This window comes from Flavobacterium sp. KBS0721 (assembly GCF_002007065.3).
In the GTDB taxonomy this organism is placed as follows: Bacteria; Bacteroidota; Bacteroidia; order Flavobacteriales; family Flavobacteriaceae; genus Flavobacterium; species Flavobacterium piscis.
Genome location: NZ_CP042170.1, coordinates 2,782,260 through 2,800,107 on the forward strand (window position 1 = coordinate 2,782,260; position 17,848 = coordinate 2,800,107).

General features: G+C 33.5%; 20 protein-coding genes. 9 read left to right on the forward strand and 11 right to left on the reverse strand.

Going from position 1 to position 17,848, the window contains the following annotated elements:
- Positions 1 to 93: 93 nt before the first annotated feature.
- Complete coding sequence (locus tag B0M43_RS12215) at positions 94 to 858, reverse strand: bifunctional 2-polyprenyl-6-hydroxyphenol methylase/3-demethylubiquinol 3-O-methyltransferase UbiG (protein ID WP_065447869.1); 765 nt, start codon at positions 856 to 858, stop codon at positions 94 to 96.
- A 132-nt stretch (positions 859 to 990) separates the two neighbouring features.
- Here B0M43_RS12215 and B0M43_RS12220 point away from each other — a divergent pair, with 132 nt between their 5' ends.
- The 3 genes from B0M43_RS12220 (at position 991) to B0M43_RS12230 (ending at position 3,447) form a co-directional block, all read left to right on the forward strand.
- A complete protein-coding gene (locus B0M43_RS12220) occupies positions 991 to 2,154 on the forward strand; it encodes a class I SAM-dependent RNA methyltransferase (RefSeq protein ID WP_065447870.1) in 1,164 nt (387 codons plus the stop codon).
- 188 nt (positions 2,155 to 2,342) lie between these two features.
- Positions 2,343 to 2,579, forward strand: coding sequence for a hypothetical protein (locus B0M43_RS12225; protein ID WP_065447871.1), 237 nt, complete (start codon positions 2,343 to 2,345; stop codon positions 2,577 to 2,579).
- Between the two features lie 175 nt (positions 2,580 to 2,754).
- A complete protein-coding gene (locus B0M43_RS12230) occupies positions 2,755 to 3,447 on the forward strand; it encodes an aspartate/glutamate racemase family protein (protein ID WP_078008148.1) in 693 nt (230 codons plus the stop codon).
- A 60-nt stretch (positions 3,448 to 3,507) separates the two neighbouring features.
- Here the strand turns inward: B0M43_RS12230 and B0M43_RS12235 are convergent, their stop codons facing one another.
- Genes B0M43_RS12235 through rlmD form a run of 4 tightly spaced genes read right to left on the reverse strand, consistent with a single transcriptional unit; the run spans position 3,508 to position 7,185 of the window.
- Complete coding sequence (locus tag B0M43_RS12235; RefSeq protein ID WP_078008147.1) at positions 3,508 to 4,446, reverse strand: hypothetical protein; 939 nt, start codon at positions 4,444 to 4,446, stop codon at positions 3,508 to 3,510.
- 10 nt (positions 4,447 to 4,456) lie between these two features.
- Positions 4,457 to 5,254, reverse strand: a complete 798-nt coding sequence (locus B0M43_RS12240) for a DUF6048 family protein (protein WP_065447874.1) — start codon at positions 5,252 to 5,254, stop codon at positions 4,457 to 4,459.
- Positions 5,226 to 5,762 (reverse strand): DUF6452 family protein, encoded by a 537-nt coding sequence (locus B0M43_RS12245; RefSeq protein WP_065447875.1) that lies wholly within the window; start codon positions 5,760 to 5,762, stop codon positions 5,226 to 5,228. The genes B0M43_RS12240 and B0M43_RS12245 overlap by 29 nt, the downstream gene beginning before the upstream one ends.
- 10 nt (positions 5,763 to 5,772) lie before the next feature.
- Positions 5,773 to 7,185 carry a 23S rRNA (uracil(1939)-C(5))-methyltransferase RlmD gene (rlmD, locus tag B0M43_RS12250; RefSeq protein ID WP_078008146.1) on the reverse strand — a complete coding sequence of 471 codons (1,413 nt, stop codon included), beginning with the start codon at positions 7,183 to 7,185 and terminating at the stop codon, positions 5,773 to 5,775.
- 194 nt (positions 7,186 to 7,379) lie between these two features.
- Between rlmD and B0M43_RS12255 the strand changes: the two genes are divergently transcribed.
- Positions 7,380 to 8,393, forward strand: a complete 1,014-nt coding sequence (locus B0M43_RS12255; RefSeq protein ID WP_246860227.1) for a sensor histidine kinase KdpD — start codon at positions 7,380 to 7,382, stop codon at positions 8,391 to 8,393.
- A 140-nt stretch (positions 8,394 to 8,533) separates the two neighbouring features.
- On the opposite strand, the gene B0M43_RS12260 is transcribed toward B0M43_RS12255, so the two are convergent.
- From B0M43_RS12260 to epsC, 3 genes are all read right to left on the reverse strand, one after another.
- Positions 8,534 to 9,520, reverse strand: coding sequence for an aldo/keto reductase (locus B0M43_RS12260; RefSeq protein ID WP_078008144.1), 987 nt, complete (start codon positions 9,518 to 9,520; stop codon positions 8,534 to 8,536).
- A 146-nt stretch (positions 9,521 to 9,666) separates the two neighbouring features.
- On the reverse strand, positions 9,667 to 10,554 hold the full coding sequence (cysM, locus tag B0M43_RS12265; RefSeq protein WP_078008143.1) for a cysteine synthase CysM: 888 nt from the start codon (positions 10,552 to 10,554) through the stop codon (positions 9,667 to 9,669).
- Complete coding sequence (gene epsC / locus B0M43_RS12270) at positions 10,554 to 11,345, reverse strand: serine O-acetyltransferase EpsC (protein ID WP_065447880.1); 792 nt, start codon at positions 11,343 to 11,345, stop codon at positions 10,554 to 10,556. Before epsC ends, cysM begins: the two co-directional genes overlap by 1 nt.
- 190 nt (positions 11,346 to 11,535) lie before the next feature.
- Between epsC and B0M43_RS12275 the strand changes: the two genes are divergently transcribed.
- From B0M43_RS12275 to B0M43_RS12285, 3 genes are all read left to right on the forward strand, one after another.
- Positions 11,536 to 12,237 carry a DUF1003 domain-containing protein gene (locus B0M43_RS12275; protein WP_078008142.1) on the forward strand — a complete coding sequence of 234 codons (702 nt, stop codon included), beginning with the start codon at positions 11,536 to 11,538 and terminating at the stop codon, positions 12,235 to 12,237.
- Positions 12,238 to 12,617: 380 nt separating this feature from the next.
- Positions 12,618 to 12,803, forward strand: coding sequence for a hypothetical protein (locus B0M43_RS12280; protein WP_065447882.1), 186 nt, complete (start codon positions 12,618 to 12,620; stop codon positions 12,801 to 12,803).
- Entirely contained in the window at positions 12,793 to 13,344 is a 552-nt protein-coding gene (locus tag B0M43_RS12285) for a Smr/MutS family protein (protein WP_078008141.1), read from the forward strand. Before B0M43_RS12280 ends, B0M43_RS12285 begins: the two co-directional genes overlap by 11 nt.
- Before the next feature lie 129 nt (positions 13,345 to 13,473).
- Here the strand turns inward: B0M43_RS12285 and B0M43_RS12290 are convergent, their stop codons facing one another.
- Positions 13,474 to 14,448 carry a hypothetical protein gene (locus B0M43_RS12290; RefSeq protein WP_078008140.1) on the reverse strand — a complete coding sequence of 325 codons (975 nt, stop codon included), beginning with the start codon at positions 14,446 to 14,448 and terminating at the stop codon, positions 13,474 to 13,476.
- Between the two features lie 87 nt (positions 14,449 to 14,535).
- Here B0M43_RS12290 and B0M43_RS12295 point away from each other — a divergent pair, with 87 nt between their 5' ends.
- Positions 14,536 to 15,660 (forward strand): cysteine desulfurase family protein, encoded by a 1,125-nt coding sequence (locus B0M43_RS12295; protein WP_078008139.1) that lies wholly within the window; start codon positions 14,536 to 14,538, stop codon positions 15,658 to 15,660.
- Positions 15,661 to 15,712: 52 nt separating this feature from the next.
- On the opposite strand, the gene B0M43_RS12300 is transcribed toward B0M43_RS12295, so the two are convergent.
- Entirely contained in the window at positions 15,713 to 16,285 is a 573-nt protein-coding gene (locus B0M43_RS12300; protein WP_065447886.1) for an L-threonylcarbamoyladenylate synthase, read from the reverse strand.
- 32 nt (positions 16,286 to 16,317) lie between these two features.
- The gene (locus B0M43_RS12305; RefSeq protein WP_078008138.1) at positions 16,318 to 17,394 is read right to left on the reverse strand and encodes a DegT/DnrJ/EryC1/StrS aminotransferase family protein; all 1,077 of its coding nucleotides are present in this window, start codon (positions 17,392 to 17,394) and stop codon (positions 16,318 to 16,320) included.
- Between the two features lie 221 nt (positions 17,395 to 17,615).
- On the opposite strand from B0M43_RS12305, the gene B0M43_RS12310 reads away from it, so the two are divergent.
- Positions 17,616 to 17,846 carry a phosphopantetheine-binding protein gene (locus B0M43_RS12310; RefSeq protein WP_078008137.1) on the forward strand — a complete coding sequence of 77 codons (231 nt, stop codon included), beginning with the start codon at positions 17,616 to 17,618 and terminating at the stop codon, positions 17,844 to 17,846.
- Positions 17,847 to 17,848 lie beyond the last annotated feature (2 nt).

Below are 17,848 nucleotides of genomic sequence, written 5' to 3' on the forward strand. Positions count from 1 at the left end.
TTTTGGTGTAATCGTTGATTTGTTTAATCGGTTAATCGAATAATTGTTTTGTTTTTCTAACGATTAAACAAATTAACAGTTAAACAATTAAACCTATTTAAAAATCATGATTAATCGTTCGCTTTCGGTTTTGTGAAACTTTTTGAGTTTGTAATCACCAAAAATATCCAAAAGAAAAATTCCGGCTTCATCCATTAATTCCTGAAAGTCTTTAAGGGTTAAAGCTTTTACTTTTTCGGTAAAATGATAGGGACGTCCCTGATCTTCAAAATCTATTTCTTTAAAAATGTGCCCGTCCTGAACGTATCTTTTTATTTTAAAATCGATTCCGTCAACTGTTTTTACTTCTTCGGGAACCAGAGTTTCGATTACGTTGGCCACATTCATAAAATCAATTACGGCAAAACCATATTCAGAGAGGCTTTCTTTGATGGCTTTTAGAGTAGTTAGATTATCATCGTCACTTTCGAAGTAGCCAAAACTTGTAAATAAATTAAATATAGCATCGAACTTTTCTTCAAAGGGTTCACGCATGTCGTGTACTTTGAAATGCAGGGTTTCGTTGCTGTTTTTGCTTGCTTCAGCAATGCTGTTTTCAGACAAATCGGCACCAAGAACATTAAATCCTAATTGATTTAAATAAATCGAATGACGTCCTTTTCCGCAAGCTAAATCCAAAACTTTTGCTTTTTCAGGCAGGTTGAGATAATGTGTTAGATTATCCATAAAAATTTGCGCCTCGCGATAGTTTCTATCTTTATATAGTATGTGGTAATATGGAGTATCAAACCATGAGGTAAACCAGTTTTCGGTGTTACGGTCCTGATTTGGTGTTGATGAGTTTGGTGCTTCAGACATTTATTCTATTTCAATTAATTCAAAGTCCCGCAAATTTAGTGTATTTTTGCCGAAAAATAACTATTTCGTGACGATACCTGAATAATCAGATATGGATTTGCGATCGGAGTTTTTTTTAATACAAAAATAAAGATGGAAGAAAATTTTAGAATGATTGCCAAATGTTTTTTTGGTTTCGAAGAAATATTAGAAAAAGAATTGCGTGATCTTGGTGCTCAGGATGTCGAAAAAGGAGTGAGAATGGTAAGCTTTAAAGGCGATAAGGGCTTTATGTACAAAGCCAATTTATCACTTAGAACTGCTCTTAAAGTTTTAAAACCTATTTACTCGTTTAGAGCCAATAACGAGCAGGCATTATATAAAGGAATTTCTGGTGTAAACTGGTCTAAATTATTAAATGCCAACCAAACTTTTGTGATTGACGCAACGGTGCATTCGACTTATTTTAATCACTCTGAGTTTGTTTCTCAAAAATGTAAGGATGCCATTGTAGATCAGTTTAGAGAAAGAACGGGACAACGCCCAAGTATTGATAAAGCTTTTCCTGACTTACGAATCAATGTGCATATCGATAAAGATCAGGTTTCTGTGGCTTTAGATACTTCCGGAAATTCATTGCATCAGCGTGGTTACAGAACGGCTACGAATATTGCGCCTATCAACGAGGTTTTGGCAGCAGGAATATTGTTGTTATCAGGTTGGGAAGGACAAAGCCATTTTCTGGACCCAATGTGCGGATCTGGAACTTTCCTTGCAGAAGCGGCTATGATTGCTTGTAATATTCCGGCAAACATTAACCGTAAGGAATTTGCTTTCGAAAAATGGAAAGACTGGGATAATGATTTGTTCGAACAGATTATAAACAGTTTAATGAAAAAAACGAAAGAGTTTCATTATACTATAAAAGGTTTTGATAAAGCACCAAGTGCTGTAAATAAAGCCAAAGACAATATCAAAAATGCAAATCTTGAAGATTACGTTTCGATAGAAGAAAATAATTTTTTTGATACAGAAAAAGAAGTTGAAGGAAAGCTGCATATGGTTTTTAATCCGCCTTATGATGAGCGTCTGGATATTCATATGGAAGAATTCTATAAAAATATTGGTGATACTTTAAAGAAAAGCTACCCGGGAACAAATGCCTGGTTTATTACGGCAAATCTTGAAGCATTAAAATTTGTGGGATTAAAACCTTCAAGAAAAATCAAACTCTTCAACGCAAGTCTTGAAGCACGTTTGGTAAAATATGAAATGTACGAAGGAAGTAAGAGAACGAAATTTCAAGTTTCTGAATAAGGTTCTGAGATACTAAGATGCTAAGGTTCTAAGTTTTTTTATACTTAATTAGTAAACATCAGCACCTTAGAGTTTCAGAGTCTTAGCAACTTTTAAAAAGAAAATAATTTAAGTTTCAGGAAGCTAAGTTCTAAAGTAAAAAAACTTACAATCTTAGCCTCTCAGAACCTTAGCAACTTTAAAAAAAAATGTCAAAACTACAAGTAAGAGCTTTTTTATACCAATTAGGATGTTTTGCAATTTTATTTATTGCAGGAAGATATTTAGTAGCAATGTATACAGGATTAACGGGACTTTGGATTCCTTTGACTGCTTTTATCGTGGCTACTTTGATTTCGCCTAAATTTCAGGCAGTAAAAACTAAAGATGGTGAAAAACTGTACATGAAATGGATTTTTATAAAAGGAATCAGAGAAATAGGATAAACGCAAAGTTTTTTTAAATAATGCTAGTTTAGTAAAAAACACTAAGTTCACAAAGCTTTGCAGCCTTAGATTGTGTAAACACAGCCGGGATCTTAATGAACTCTGCGAATCCCGATAGCTATCGGGATTGTTCTCTGCGTTAAAAATAATTATAGAATATTTAAAATAGTTATTTATGAGGAAAATTGGACTTATAGGCGGCATTAGCTGGGTTTCTACGGCTGATTATTACAAGCTTATAAATGAAGGAATAAATGAAAAACTTGGAGGTCTTAACTTCTCAGAATGTTTGATTTACTCTTTTAATTATGCCGATATAAAAAAGAATAACGAAAATAACGATTGGGATTCGACTTTTACTATGCTCTTAAAAGGCTGTAAGTTTCTTGAACAAGGCGGAGCAGAAGCAATTGTGTTGTGCGCAAATACGATGCATTTTATTGCTGACAGACTCGAAGCGGCCATAGATGTCCCGATTATTCATATTGCGACAGCAACGTCGTTAGAGATTGAAAAGCAAGGATTGAAAAAGGTTGGTTTATTAGGAACTAAGTTCACAATGGAACTTGACTTTTTTAAGGATAAACTTCTTGCTAAGGGAATTGAAGCTATTATTCCGCAAAATGACGAGGACAAAGATTTTATTCACACTACCATTTTTGAAGAATTAGGAAAAGGTCTTGTGACTGATGAAACTAAGAAACGATATTTAGAAATTGCCAATCAATTGATAAAAGAAGGAGCTGAAGGAATTATTTTAGGTTGTACCGAAATTCCGTTGGTGATAAAATCAGGAGATCTTTCGGTGCCCATTTTTGATACTGCTTTGATACATTCAAAAGCAGCTGTTGATTTTCAGTTGTCTTAAAGAGTTTTTATATAATAGAAAAAGCCATGAACTTAATTAATTTAAAATTCATGGCTTTTTTTATTTTTGATATTCTTTGATTTTTACTGATTTATTATTTTTTATTTCATACTCAGTATAAGTTGTTTTGTTATTGTCTTCAAAACTTTCCACTTTGCGAATCAAATAAAAATTGTTATTCGACCATTTGTAATAATAATCGGTTTCGTTTCCGCTTCCGTCAGCTTCATATTTTACAAATTCTTTGTTTTTTTGGTCGAAATTCAAATACTCTAAAGCTTCAAGTTTTGTATTTCTAATAAACTGTTTTTTAGTTTTATCATAAACAAAGTATAGGTAGCCACCATCATATTTAGTTCTATCCGGGAAATAAATGGGGATTTTAATGTCCAGAAGTCCATCAAAATTTAGATCTTCTAATTCTACTGTTCCGTCTTTTTCGTAAATCACATTATTAAAACCGGAAATTGTTTGTATTTTTTCTTTTTTAGAATTATAAATATCCAATTTGTTAATTAGGAAATTATCATCCAGTTTACCAGTTGTGTTTTCAGCTTTACCTTTGTATTGGTTTAATGTATAACTGTATTTTTTTGGATTAAATGAAGTTAAGTCTTCCAGGCAAGAAAGAGTAGCATCGAATTTTTTATCTTTTTTTGCGTTTTGCCATATCCCGCTTAATTTATACTCACTGTCTAATTGTAATAAAAAGGAGCCTGTTTTTGTGGGCACGTTTCCCTTTTTTGTTGCGATATAGGTTGTTTCGTCAAGTTTTATTTCACCTGCTTTAAAAACGCCTTTTGTAAAAATAGGCATATTTTGTCTGTTTTTTCCGTAATAATAGCTTCCTGAAACAGAATCTTGTCCCTTAACGAATTCAATAGTCATTTCTACCGGATACTTGTCTATTTTTCCAGAGAAATGCAACGAAGTCTTAACAATAGTTTTTTGAGCAAAAGCGATTTGGCTAATGGCAAAAAGAATAAAGATTTTGTTCATTAAGCTAAAACTAATTTTTAGGAGTTTCTATAATTTGCGGAATAATAGTTTTTTTCTTGTAAAGCGGAATAAAGTAGGATACGGTGTAATTAAAACCTACTCCAAAACTTCCGTCGTAAGTTCTGTTAAAACCCGGTATATATAAATTATCAAACCCTGATGGCTTTGAATTGGCTACCAGCATCTTTAGCTGAACACCAAATCCAACAAATACATTATTAAAAACTTTTGCTTTTAATCCTAGCGCAACTTCCAGCCATCCTGCTGTTAGTCCGGTGTATTTTTGACCTTCGGGAATTGCGGGCTGTTCTCCCCAATACGGATTTGCATTGTATATTTTATAACTGTTTAATTGCTGGCTAAAAGTACTAAAACCACCTCGTAAACCTATTGTAATTAAGTTTTCCATGTCGAGCCAGTTTTGATACAAGTTGTAGTCAAAACCACCTTTTATGTACGTTCCTGTAGCAGTTGAGTTCAATCTGTCATCATCTGTTGTTTTGTCTTCGAAACCAAGTTCAGCTGCGATGTAGTATTTTTTCGTTAAACGAAAATCACCCACAACCTCAATTCCTTTATAATCTTTGTCATAAAGGCCACGGGTCAGTTTGTACAAATCGACACCTACACGAAGACCGTAGCGATCTGTTTTGATGCTGTCTTTTTTTACTTCCTGAAGATCAGGTTTTGCAGTCTCGGTTTTGGGCTTTTCTTTTGTTACTGTTTTAGTAGCTGTTTCCTGAGTATGCCCCAAAAACATTGAAAACAATAAGAAAGAACTAAAAATATACTTCAAGGTGTGTTTCATTTTCAGATTCAATGTTACGGGTTTTTACAAAAATTTCTTGCATCCAATTACCATCACCATCCGGATCAGTTCTTACAAAAGGATTTACGGGAGCGAGTGTAAAAGTAGTTTTAAAACCGCATGCTCTCGATACATATACATTTTGATGTGTATAATCAATTTTTATAACATCGGTATTTATGGCAGCAGCATTTGGACTTAATGAGTTGTAGACAAATTTATATGTTGTTGATATTGTATCTGTTCGCAAAGGAACAGATACAACATTTGCGTTTGTTACATATTTAGTTGTATCTGTTACACTTTTATTAAAAATAATTCCTTCTGTTTTTCCTTCTCCAATAACCATTAAGTTATTTACATTTCTAGGTTTTGACGAATCATTAATGTCGTAAAATGAAATTACTAATCGGGGAGTGGTGGGCGTATTTGCATCACAAATATCATCTTTCTCACAGCTTGATAAACCAAACGTAAAGACCAATAAAAGAGAGATTATTTTTTTCATTTATATTTTGTTAGCGAAGTTCTAAAAGTACAACATTTTCGACATGATGTGTTTGCGGAAACATATCAACTGGTCTAACACGGGTAACTTTGTATTTTTCATCCATTAAAGCTAAATCACGTGCTTGTGTTGCCGAATTACAACTTACATATACTACTTTTTTAGGAGCAATTTTCAGGATCTGGTCTATAACGTCTTTATGCATACCATCTCTTGGCGGATCTGTAATAATTACATCCGGTTTTCCGTGTTGGGCAATGAAGACTTCATTAAAGACCACTTTCATATCCCCTACAAAAAACTCACAATTCGTTATATTATTGCGTTCTGCATTGGCTTTAGCATCAATAATAGCTTCAGGAACACTTTCTACACCAATTACTTTTTTTGCTTTTTTAGAAACAAATTGCGCAATCGTTCCGGTTCCGGTATATAAATCGTAAACGGTTTCATCACCAGAAAGTCCTGCAAAATCTCTTGTTACTTTGTACAATTCATACGCCTGGTCAGAGTTGGTCTGGTAAAAAGATTTAGCATTAATGCTGAATTTTAAACCTTCCATTTCTTCCAGAATATAATCCCTGCCTTTATATAGTTTGATATTCTGATCGTAAATAGTGTCGTTTTGTTTTGAATTTACAACATATTGTAACGAAGTAATTTGCGGGAACTTTTCGTAAAGATGATCTAAAAGTAATTCGCGGTTTGCTTTGTCATTTTCGTAAAACTGAATCAAAACCATGATTTCACCGGTCGAAGCTGTACGAATCATAAAAGTTCTCAATAATCCGGATTGTTCCCTTGGATTAAAAAATGCTAAATTATGTTCGTTAGCAAAATCCCTAATTTCGTTTCTAATGGCATTAGAAGGGTCTTCCTGTAAATAACATTTTTGAATATCAAGAATTTTATCCCACATTTTCGGGATATGAAAACCTAATGCATTTCTGTTTCCCAGATCTTCAGTGCTTTCAATTTCTTTTTCGGTTAACCAACGGCTGTTCGAAAACGAAAATTCCATTTTATTTCTGTAAAAAAACTGTTTTTCAGACCCCAGAATATTTTCGAACTCAGGAAGTTCTACTTTTCCTATACGCTGCAAATGATTTTTTACTTCGTTTTGTTTGTAATACAACTGTTGGCTGTATTTCATATTTTGCCATTTACAACCTCCACAAACACCAAAATGATCGCAAATAGGTTCAATGCGATGTTCTGATAATTCATGAAATTTTACGGCTTTGCCTTCGTAATAGGCTTTTCTTTTTTTGAAAGTTTGAACGTCAACAACATCACCCGGAACCACGTTCGGTATAAAGATTACTTTTCCGTCAGGAGCCTTTGCTACTGATACTCCTTTTGCTCCGGCATCAAGAACCTGAATTTGATGAAAGACAACTTTGTCTGTATTTTTTCTTCCCATAGCGCAAAAATAAGGGATTGTAAACTTTTTCAAATTTAAATTTTCAAATATTTTATCAAATTGTTTAAAATTCTATTTTAATTGACATTAAAAGTTAACTTTGTTTTTAGCAATTTGCCCAAATCTGCTATTTTTAAACTATTGATTGTTATATTTTTATGAAGTTGTATCATAATCTTTCACAAATTGGCTTTTTGAAAAAAAGTTATGCTTTCAAATTTTTATTTGTTGCTTTTGTAGGAATTCATATTCCGTTGATCGGGATTTTGTTTTTTGTACTTTATTATAATCATAGTGTTTCGGCTACTTCTATTTTGGTTTTCTCCTTAATTATGACCTTGCTGGCTACATTAGTGACACTTTTGGTTTTAAATCAGTTGATTAGACCTATCTCAATTGCTTCAAAATCGTTAGACGATTACAGGAATAATAGAAAATTATCTATTTTACCAACTGAATATACAGATGAAGCGGGTCTTTTACTGGCCAATATTCAGGAATCTATTTATGAAGCCGAAAGTTTTATCAATGAAAAACAGGATTTGATTTATATGCTTTCGCATGATTTGAAAAATTTTGCAGGAAATCCGCAAGGTTTGGCAAATTTAATAATAAGCGAAAATCCTTCTGATTCTGTGCGTCAATTAGCAGAATTAATTCGTGAATCAACTAATTTGCAATTTCGATACATCGAAAATTTTATAAAATTATTGCAGGAGCAGGATCGTGTTGTAAAATGGGCCCAGGAAAGTAAAACAATTGTACTATCCGGTATTTTACCTTTTATTAATGAACAGGTAGAGCAGCGCTTGCTGGATAAAAATATAAAGCTGAATATAAATTTAGAAATTACTGAAGCTAAACTCAGATTAGATGAAGGTTTGCTTGTTCAGGTTTTAGTCAATTTAATTAGTAACGCTATTAAATTCTCCTATTTCGACAGTGAAGTTAAAGTTAGAATCTACAGCGAAAACTCAAAACTAATTATTACGGTTGTAGATAAAGGAATTGGTTTTGATAAAAATCAAATTGATGAATTGTTCAAAAAATTCACCAAAATGAGCCGATTAGGAACTGCAAACGAATCTTCGACCGGAATTGGATTATATCTCTGCAAAAAAATCATCGAAAAAAATAAAGGAACATTAAACGCAACAAGCGAAGGCAGGAATAAAGGTGCCGAGTTTAGAATTGAATTTGAAGCTTGAGAAGTTTTGAGTTAAGAGTTATGAGTTGTGAGTTATGAATGTAAATTGAAATTGGCAGTCTTTTTTTAAACTAAAAAAAGGCGCTAGATTCAAAAAAACTTAGAATCTTAGCGCGCCTTAGTATCATAGAAACCAAAATACTACCATAACTGATGCACAGAAGGTTTTATATATTCTTCGTAAATGTCATTCATTGCCGCGATTTTCTCCGAAGATAATTTCGGTAAATCATAAATTGATAAATTAGAAAGTACGTGACTTTCTTTTGAGGCACCTGGAATTATACAGCTAATATCGTCAAAACTCAAAATCCATTGCAAGGCGATAGGCGCAAGGTTGGTTTGTTCTGGAAATAATGCTTTTAGTTTTTCAACAGCTTGTAATCCTAAATCATAATCAATGCCTGAAAAAGTTTCGCCTTTATCAAAAGCATCTCCGTTACGATTAAAGTTACGGTGATCCTGAGTATCAAAAGTAGTTTTGGCATCAAATTTACCTGTTAAGAGTCCACTTGCTAAAGGAACTCTTGCAATGATTCCGATATCTTTTTTTCTGGCTTCAGAGAAAAATAATTCTGAAGGTCGCTGACGAAACAAATTAAAAATAATCTGAACTGTTGTCACATTTGAATATTCGATTGCTTTTAAAGCTTCTTCGACTTTTTCAACGCTTACGCCAAGATTTAAAATTTTCCCTTGTTCTTTCAGTCGATCGAACATTTCAAAAATTTCAGGTCGGTAAAAAACTTCTGTTGGAGGACAATGCAACTGAATTAAATCCAAAGTTTCTAATCCCATTCTTTTCAAACTGTCTTCAATATATTTTTGAAGTACTTTTGGTTGATAACCTTCACTCACATGAGGATTTATATGGCGTCCGCATTTTGTAGCCACATAAATACGCTCAGATCTCGAACGAACTACCCGTCCTACGGCAGTTTCGCTTAATCCGTTTTCATAGACATCGGCAGTATCAATAAAATTCACACCGTTGTCTATTGCTGTATTTATAAGTTCGTCGGCAGTTTTATCATTAAATCCTGATCCCCATTTTCCTCCTACTTGCCAGGTGCCAAGTGAGATTTCGGATATAGTAAAGTTTGTTTTTCCTAGTTTTCTGTAGTTCATTTCTTTTAAGGTGCTAAGTTGCTAAGGTTCTGAGTTGCTAAGTTTTTTTTAAAAGATGCTAAGTTACTAAGATTCTGAGTTGCTAAGGTTTTAATTCAAAGTTGAAAAACTTAGAATCTTAGCAACTCAGAATCTTAGTATCTTTCTCAATCAAATAAATCCGAAGACAAATAACGATCACCGCGATCGCAGATCACCGCAACAATTACTCCTGATTCTAATGTTTCAGCTATTTTTAGGGCAACGGCAACAGAACCTCCGCTGCTCATTCCAGCAAAAACACCTTCTTCGAGTGCTAAACGTTTGGTCATTGCTCTGGCTTCTTCTTCTCTTACGTCTACAACAGTATCTACTTTTGAAGCGTCGAATATTTTAGGCAAATATTCCTGAGGCCATTTACGGATTCCCGGAATCTGAGATCCGTCGCTTGGCTGTGCTCCAATGATCTGAACTGCCGGATTTTTTTCTTTTAAATAAGTCGAAGTTCCAATGATAGTTCCCGTAGTCCCCATTGCCGAAACAAAATGAGTTACCGTACCGTCAGTATCATTCCAGATTTCAGGACCAGTGGTTTTATAATGGGCTTTCCAGTTATCATCATTCGCAAACTGATTGAGCATGATATATCCGCCTTCTGCTACTTTTTTATCGGCATAGTCCCTTGAGCCAATAATTCCTTCGCTAGCAGGCGTTAAAATCACTGTAGCGCCATAAGCACGCATGGTTTGAGTTCTTTCTTTTGTAGAGTCTTCGGGTAATACCAATTCGATCTCGATTTGAAACAATTGTGCAATCATAGCCAGGGCAATTCCGGTATTGCCGCTTGTAGCTTCAATCAGTTTATCGCCTTTTTTAATCTCGCCTCTTTCAAGAGCTGCTGCAATCATGTTATAAGCTGCCCTGTCTTTTACGCTTCCGCCAGGATTATTTCCTTCCAGCTTCAGTAAAAGTTTTACATTTTTATTTTTAACCAAATTGACAGTTTCCATCAAAGGAGTATTTCCAATCAGGTTTAGCAATTTTTGTGCGTTCATTATTTTTTTTCTTTTATTTTAACTTCAGTTGTAGTAGTATTGATTACTATAGAACCTTCAGGAATCGATTTGGTTACCCAGGCATTTCCTCCAACGATACTGTTTTCTCCAATAGTGGTTTCGCCTCCCAAAATAGTAGCATTCGCATAAATGCAAACATTAGCTTCTACGGTTGGATGTCTTTTGGCGTTTTTCATTTCTTTGCTCACGCTCAAAGCACCAAGAGTTACACCCTGATAAATTTTTACGTGTTTCCTGATTACGGTCGTTTCACCAATAACAATTCCGGTGGCGTGATCGATAAAAAAAGGAGAAGCGATATCAGCACCGGCATGAATATCAGTTCCTGTAATTCGGTGTGCATATTCGCTCATTAGTCTCGAAAATAGCAATAAATCTAAATGGTATAATTCGTGACTTAAGCGATAAATCGCAATCGCATAAAAACCGGGATAACCTAAATAAACTTCGTCGATACTGTTGGATGCCGGATCGTTTTCAAGAATGTATTCAGCATCCTGATTTAGTTTTTTCAAAACACCAGGTAATTTTTCCAGAAACCGATCCCAGATCGATTCACATGAATTTTGTGGTTTTTTGCAGGCTAAAACAGCAATTTCTTTAAATCTGATTTCAAGTTCATTGATGCTTTCATCCAAAGCGGCATTAGAATCAAAAAGGGTATAGAAAAGCTTCTCGGTAAAATCTTCTGTTTTGGTTTTGATACCGTAATTTATATTAGAATGGCTTTTTAAAGCTTTGATATTTTGTATGATAGTGTCTTTTGTCACAATTGTAAAATTGAGTGGATAATTTAAAACGTTAAAAGTAGTGCGTTTTTTGTAAATAAGAACACGAATTAGGTAAAGAAATTTTGTTTTGAGAATTGTATTTGTGATAAATAAAATAAAAATAAAGGTGATTTTTTTACAAGATTCTTAAGAAGTTAAATGCGTAAATTAGCCAGTAAAATTTATAAAAATGAAAAACAATCCGACTTTTAAAAGTGCTATTTCTAATCTTTCTTTCCCTGAAAATGAGAAAATTTGGGGAAAATCTATTCATGATCCCATTTTAGGGCTTATTATAGAAGACTTTCCTTCTTTTAGCGATCAGGATTGTATTGCGGTAAAAGAATTAAACGAGTACCGCCAAAAATACATTTCGAGATATTTGTCGACAGAAATAGGAACGCTTTCTGATCTTGAAAAAAGCGTTATCAATTCTCTAAAAGAAGATAAGTCGATCGTTAATATTGTAGAAGATGAGGAAGAGGCGAGAAGTTTTGGTCAAAAAATAGCCGATAAAGTGGCTGACTTTGGCGGAAGCTGGACTTTTATTCTTTCGTTTTTGCTTTTTATTGTGGTTTGGATTGGTGCCAATGTTTATATTTTGGTCAATAAAGGTTTTGATCCGTATCCGTTTATTTTACTGAATTTGATTTTATCCTGTATTGCCGCTTTGCAGGCTCCGGTAATTATGATGAGCCAGAATCGTCAGGAAGAAAAAGACCGAAACCGTGCTAAAAAGGATTATATGATTAACCTGAAATCAGAATTAGAAATTAGAATGATTCATGATAAAATAGATCACATGATTATGCATCAGCAACAAGAATTGATTGAAATTCAGAAAGTGCAAATCGAGATGATGAACGATATTCTGAACCAGATAAAAAAATAAATGAAACAGAATTTCGATTTAGAAAAAATAAATAAATCTTAGAAAAGTATTTTTTTTGAAATTTAAAAATCATTTTTTTGAGCTGATCTTTTGATTTTTATAAAAGTTAAAAAGTACTAAATCCTAAAAATAAAAACGAAGGTACATTAGAAAAATGAATGAAATTTTATTTGATAAAAAGTAAGAATAAGTTACGATGAAAAGAGCGTTTTTATTACTGCAGAAATAAGATGGTTTTTAGTGTTTTTTGATAGACTAATTCTTCTGGTTTTACCAACGATATTTTATATGGTTTTAGAAGAAAAACATTTTATTCATTTTGCAAAGTAGTGAAGTGCTGTTTTAAAGTTTCATACTTTTGAATTCTTAATACTTAAAAAATGAAAACTTTTAAAATTTTAATAATGATTCTTGCCATTTCGGTTGCGTTATACGAGCAGGTTTCAGCAGAGAAAAATATTTATATAACGGTAATTGCAATTGTAGTTTTCATGTTTGGAATGATGCAGTTGAGTGCAAAAACACCTAGTAAAAATCAAGATAAAGAAGAGCAGGATGTTGACTAAAGGAGATAAGGTTTCAGTCTTAGACGAAGCCATAAACGGAACAGTAGTTTCGGTGAAAAACAATGAGGTTTTGATCGAAACTGAAGATGGATTTACGATGACATTTTTTGTCAACGAGTTACTTAAAATACAAGAATCCAGTAATTTAATGAATTCTATCAAAAGAATTGATTTAGATACGGTTTCAAAAGAAAAAGAAGAGCCAAAACCAAGGAGTTTTGTCAAAGAAAAGAAAGATAAACGAGAAATTGCAGCACCGGAATTTGATTTGCACATCGAAAAGCTGGTTCCCAATAAACGCGGAATGTCGAATTATGACATCCTGACTTTACAGACAGAAACAGCAAAAAGACATATCGAATTTGCAATTAGAAACCGCATTCCTAAAATTGTTTTTATTCATGGAGTTGGTGAAGGAATCTTAAAAGCTGAACTTGATTTTTTACTGGGCCGTTACGACGGAATAGATTTTCAGGATGCCAATTATCAAAAATATGGCTTAGGTGCCACCGAAGTTTATTTTAGACAAAACAATAAATAAGAGGCTTTTTTATGCTTAATTTTATTCGTTTTAAAGCATAAAAAAACATCCGTTTTTTAGTCTGATTTCCATGTGGAATTAGACTAAAAAACGGATGTTTTTTTTGTAGGAATAGAAATAGGGTTTTAGTTATGGAACCACCACTTCTAAGTTACCATAAGTATAGTTTGCAGGCAGCTTAAATGTACTATGATCTTTTTGTAATGTTACATCTCTAAGAACAATGGTATGAGTAAAAACGTTGGTGCCCACATTTGTTGTAGTAACTTCTATAATTCCGCTTTTTCCTTCAATTCCATCCTGGGCAATCCATGTTTCGCTTACCGTAGGAGTTGATGGTATTGTGGTATTACAAAAGTACGATTGAGTTAGCGTTCCATTAATATAACTGCGTAATAAAACTTTGTTCGTTGTACCGTTAGCATTTATAAGACCTCTTCTTGGTGTTGTTGTTTTTTCATTAACAATCAATGCAGGATCAATATTATCAATTGTTAATGCAGATGATGCATTGAAATTGTAAACCTGTTTTGAAGTATTTGTACATTGCTGTACAGGATTGATAAAAGTAGTACTTGGTGAAGTATACGTAGTAGCGAAATTTCCAAAAACATATTCAGCTTCGACCTGGTCTCCGGTAGGTTTAGCAAAGGTGATATTTCTAAAAACAATAGTATGATTGTAGCCTGTAATTTTGGTACTTCCATCAGTTGCAGTTAAGTCTGTGTTTTGAGTGGTAGTAATTTCTATTTTTCCTGCTGTTCCAAGCCATTCTTCGGTAATGTTTGGCGTTTTTGGCGGTATTGCACCGCATATATTAGGAGTGGCAACAGTACCATCATAAGCTCTGTATACCACACGATATGTACTATTATCGATGTCGTAAGAGTAAACAGACGGATCATTTATAATTTTATTCTCAGGCAATTGCAGTAATAAAGATTCCTGGGGTTTAAGTCTGTATATTAGTGTGTTGGTTAATGGGTTGCAGGTTTGAGAAGTAATACTCTCGTCGCTAAAATCAATAGTATCTACTGTTAAATCACCATCATCACAACCGTTTAGTATTAGGGCGAACAATAGAAGGCTTGCATATTTTTTCATCGTAATTTTATTTGACGTCAAAAATAGTGAAAAATTTGGCAAATGATATTTAAGATTAGACAATTGATATTTCATAACTTTGCGGTAATGAAAAAAGTATACCTCGATAACGCCTCTACAACCGCTATGCGTCCTGAAGTGATTCAGGAAATGACCAAAGTAATGACTGAAGATTTTGGTAATCCGTCTTCTACACATAGTTTTGGAAGAAACGGAAAAACTATTCTGGAGCTTTCCAGAAAAAGTATTGCCAAACATTTAAACTGTTCTGCACAAGAAATTATTTTTACTTCGGGCGGAACTGAGGCTGATAACTGGATACTGCGTTCAGCCGTAGAAGATCTTAAAATCGAGCGTATCATTACTACAAAAATTGAGCATCATGCCGTTTTGCATACTGTTTTAGTTTTAGAATCTGAATATAATGTTCAGGTTGATTACGTAAAAATAAACCCTGACGGAAGTATAGATCTTACTCATTTGTCTAATTTATTGGCAGAAGAGAAAAAGACTATTGTGAGTTTGATGCATGTAAATAATGAAACGGGAACTATTCTGGATTTAGACAGAGTTGGGGTAATCTGTAAACAATACAATACTTTGTTTCATTCAGATACTGTACAGTCTGTTGGTAAAACCGAGATTGATTTGCAGAAAACGCCAGTCGATTTTATTATTGCAAGTGCACATAAATTTCATGGTCCAAAAGGAATTGGTTTTGCTTTTGTTCGAAAAAATTCAGGTTTGCAGCCGCTTATTTTTGGCGGAGAACAGGAAAAAGGACTTCGCGCAGGAACCGAAGCTGTACATCAAATTGCGGGTATGGCAAAAGCTTTGACTCTGTCGTATGAGAATTTAGATCAGGAAAGAAAATATATTACAGATTTGAAAATGTATCTGATTGATCAGTTAGAAATTTATTTTCCAGGCTTTAGAATAAATGGTAAAAAAGATGACTTTTATAATATCATTAATATCATATTGCCTTTTTCTGCAGATAAAACTTCGATGCTTTTGTTTAGTTTAGATATGAAAGGAATTGCGGTTTCGAGAGGAAGTGCGTGCCAGTCCGGAAGTATAAAACCTTCTCACGTTTTAAAAGAAATGCTTTCGGAGACGGATTTAAAATTACCCAATCTCCGAATTTCATTTAGTCATTATAATGCCAAAGAAGATATCGATTGGCTGATTGAATGTCTTAAAGGTGTTTAAGAGGACAAGAAGTTTTGCAGATTTTAAATAATCTAAAATCTGCAATCTAAAATTATTTACGTATCACTTTCACCTGTGCATCATTCGTGAGTTTGATTATTGTGGAAGGTTTTCCGGCAACTTTATCCTGATTTAGTTTTACTACATAATCTACTCCTTTGATGATTTCAGGATTAATATCTTTGAAAGCAATAGGAGTGGGTTGTCCTGAAATATTAGCCGAAGTCGAAACCAAAGGTTTTTTCATTCTTTCTAATAATTTAAAGCAAAAAGGTTCTTTTACAATACGAATTCCTAGTGAATTATCGGCTGCAATTATATTTTTGGCTACATTTCTGGGTTCGTCCAGGATTAAAGTAGTTGGTTTTTCAGATACATCCAAAATTTGCCAGGCCACTTCCGGAATGTTTTTGAATACATTGTACATCATTTTTTCGCCATTCATTAATACAATCATACTTTGTGTTTCGGCACGCTGTTTTAATTTGTATATTTTGGCGACAGCTTCAGGATTTGTGGCATCACAGCCAATTCCCCACACTGTATCGGTTGGGTAAAGTATGATTCCGCCTTCTTTAATGACTTCGTAGGCGTTGTGGATTTCGGTGTTTATGTCTTGATTCATAACTTAAAATATTTTATAATAACATTTTGCTGTTATAGTGTTTGTGTATTTATTATTTGAACGATTTTTTCTAAATCTTCTACTAAAATTCCAACATAAAGCGGAAGGCATAATATTCGGGATGCGATGGATTCAGAAAAAGGCATTGTGTCTCCTTTTGTATATTCTATAGTATTTAATGAAGGATAGAAATAACGTCGCGGTAATATATTTTCAGCTCCCAAAGCTTGTTGAACTTTTAATAAAGTTGCTTCTGAATTAAAAATTACAGGATAATAACTGTAATTCCACGCTGTGTTTTCTCTTATTTTTAAAGATTTTACAGTTTCAAAATTCAGTTTTTCATTGTAAAAATCAACTACTTTTTTTCTTTCTTCAATAATGTGATCCATGTATGGAAATACGGCCAGCCCCATCGCCGATTGTAATTCAGAAATCTTGGCATTAATACCTAATCCGTGAAATTCAAGAGGTCCGTTATGTCCAAAATTATGGCTGTAATACAATTGATGAAAAAGTTCTTTATCATCGCAAAATATAGCACCTCCTTCTCCGGTGTGAAATAATTTGGTTGCATGAAAACTACAAGTGCTTACGTCTCCAAAATTAAATAAGGATTGATTATTATATTTTACGCCAAAACAATGTGCGGCATCATATATAACTTTCAAATTATGCTTTTTTGCAATTTTCTCTATTTCGATTACGTGACATGGATTTCCAAAAACATGTGTCGCCAATATAGCGGTCGTTTTAGGAGTAATAGCAGCTTCGATTTTAGTTTCGTCAATGGTTAAATAATCCGGATTGATGTCGACAAAAACAGGAGTGCAGTTTTCCCACACAATTGCTGCAGAAGTGGCTACATACGAAAATGGCGTTGTAATGATTTCGCCTCCTTTACCAAATATTTTTAAGGCAATCTGAATAGGGATTGTACCGTTATTAGTAATAATTAAACTAGAAACCCCAAGAAAGCTTTTTAGTTTATCTTCTAGTTCAAGTGTAAGTTCACCGCGATTTGTAAGCCAAGCTTTATCCCATGCACGTTTTACAAAAAGATTGTATTCTTCTTGCGGAGGTAAAAAAGTTTTGGTTACAGGAATCATTAAATTATGGATTAGTAGTTTTTAATTTATCTTTAAGGGCAAACTATTGTTATATTTGTGGGGTAAAAATAGCAAAAGAAACCTGAATTTTTGGCATAAGTCATTATTATAACATGATAAGAAAAACTACAAACAGCTGAGTTGTTTGAATGACAATAATTTAAGAGGCTTTTTTATAAAAGTAGTAACAATAATAAACTCAAAATAAATTTAAGAATACTATGGAAATCAACACTTTTTTGCGAAATTTTGCAGATATTTTAGATGATACAGATGCGGCATTAATTAAACAAGAAACTGTTTTTAGAGATTTGGAAGAATGGGATTCCTTAACAGCCTTGTCATTAATTGCTATGGCTGATGAAGAATACGCTGTAAAATTAACGGGAGATGATATTAAATCTTCGACTTCGTTAAATGATATCTTCGAAATAATTAAAAATAAAGCATAATC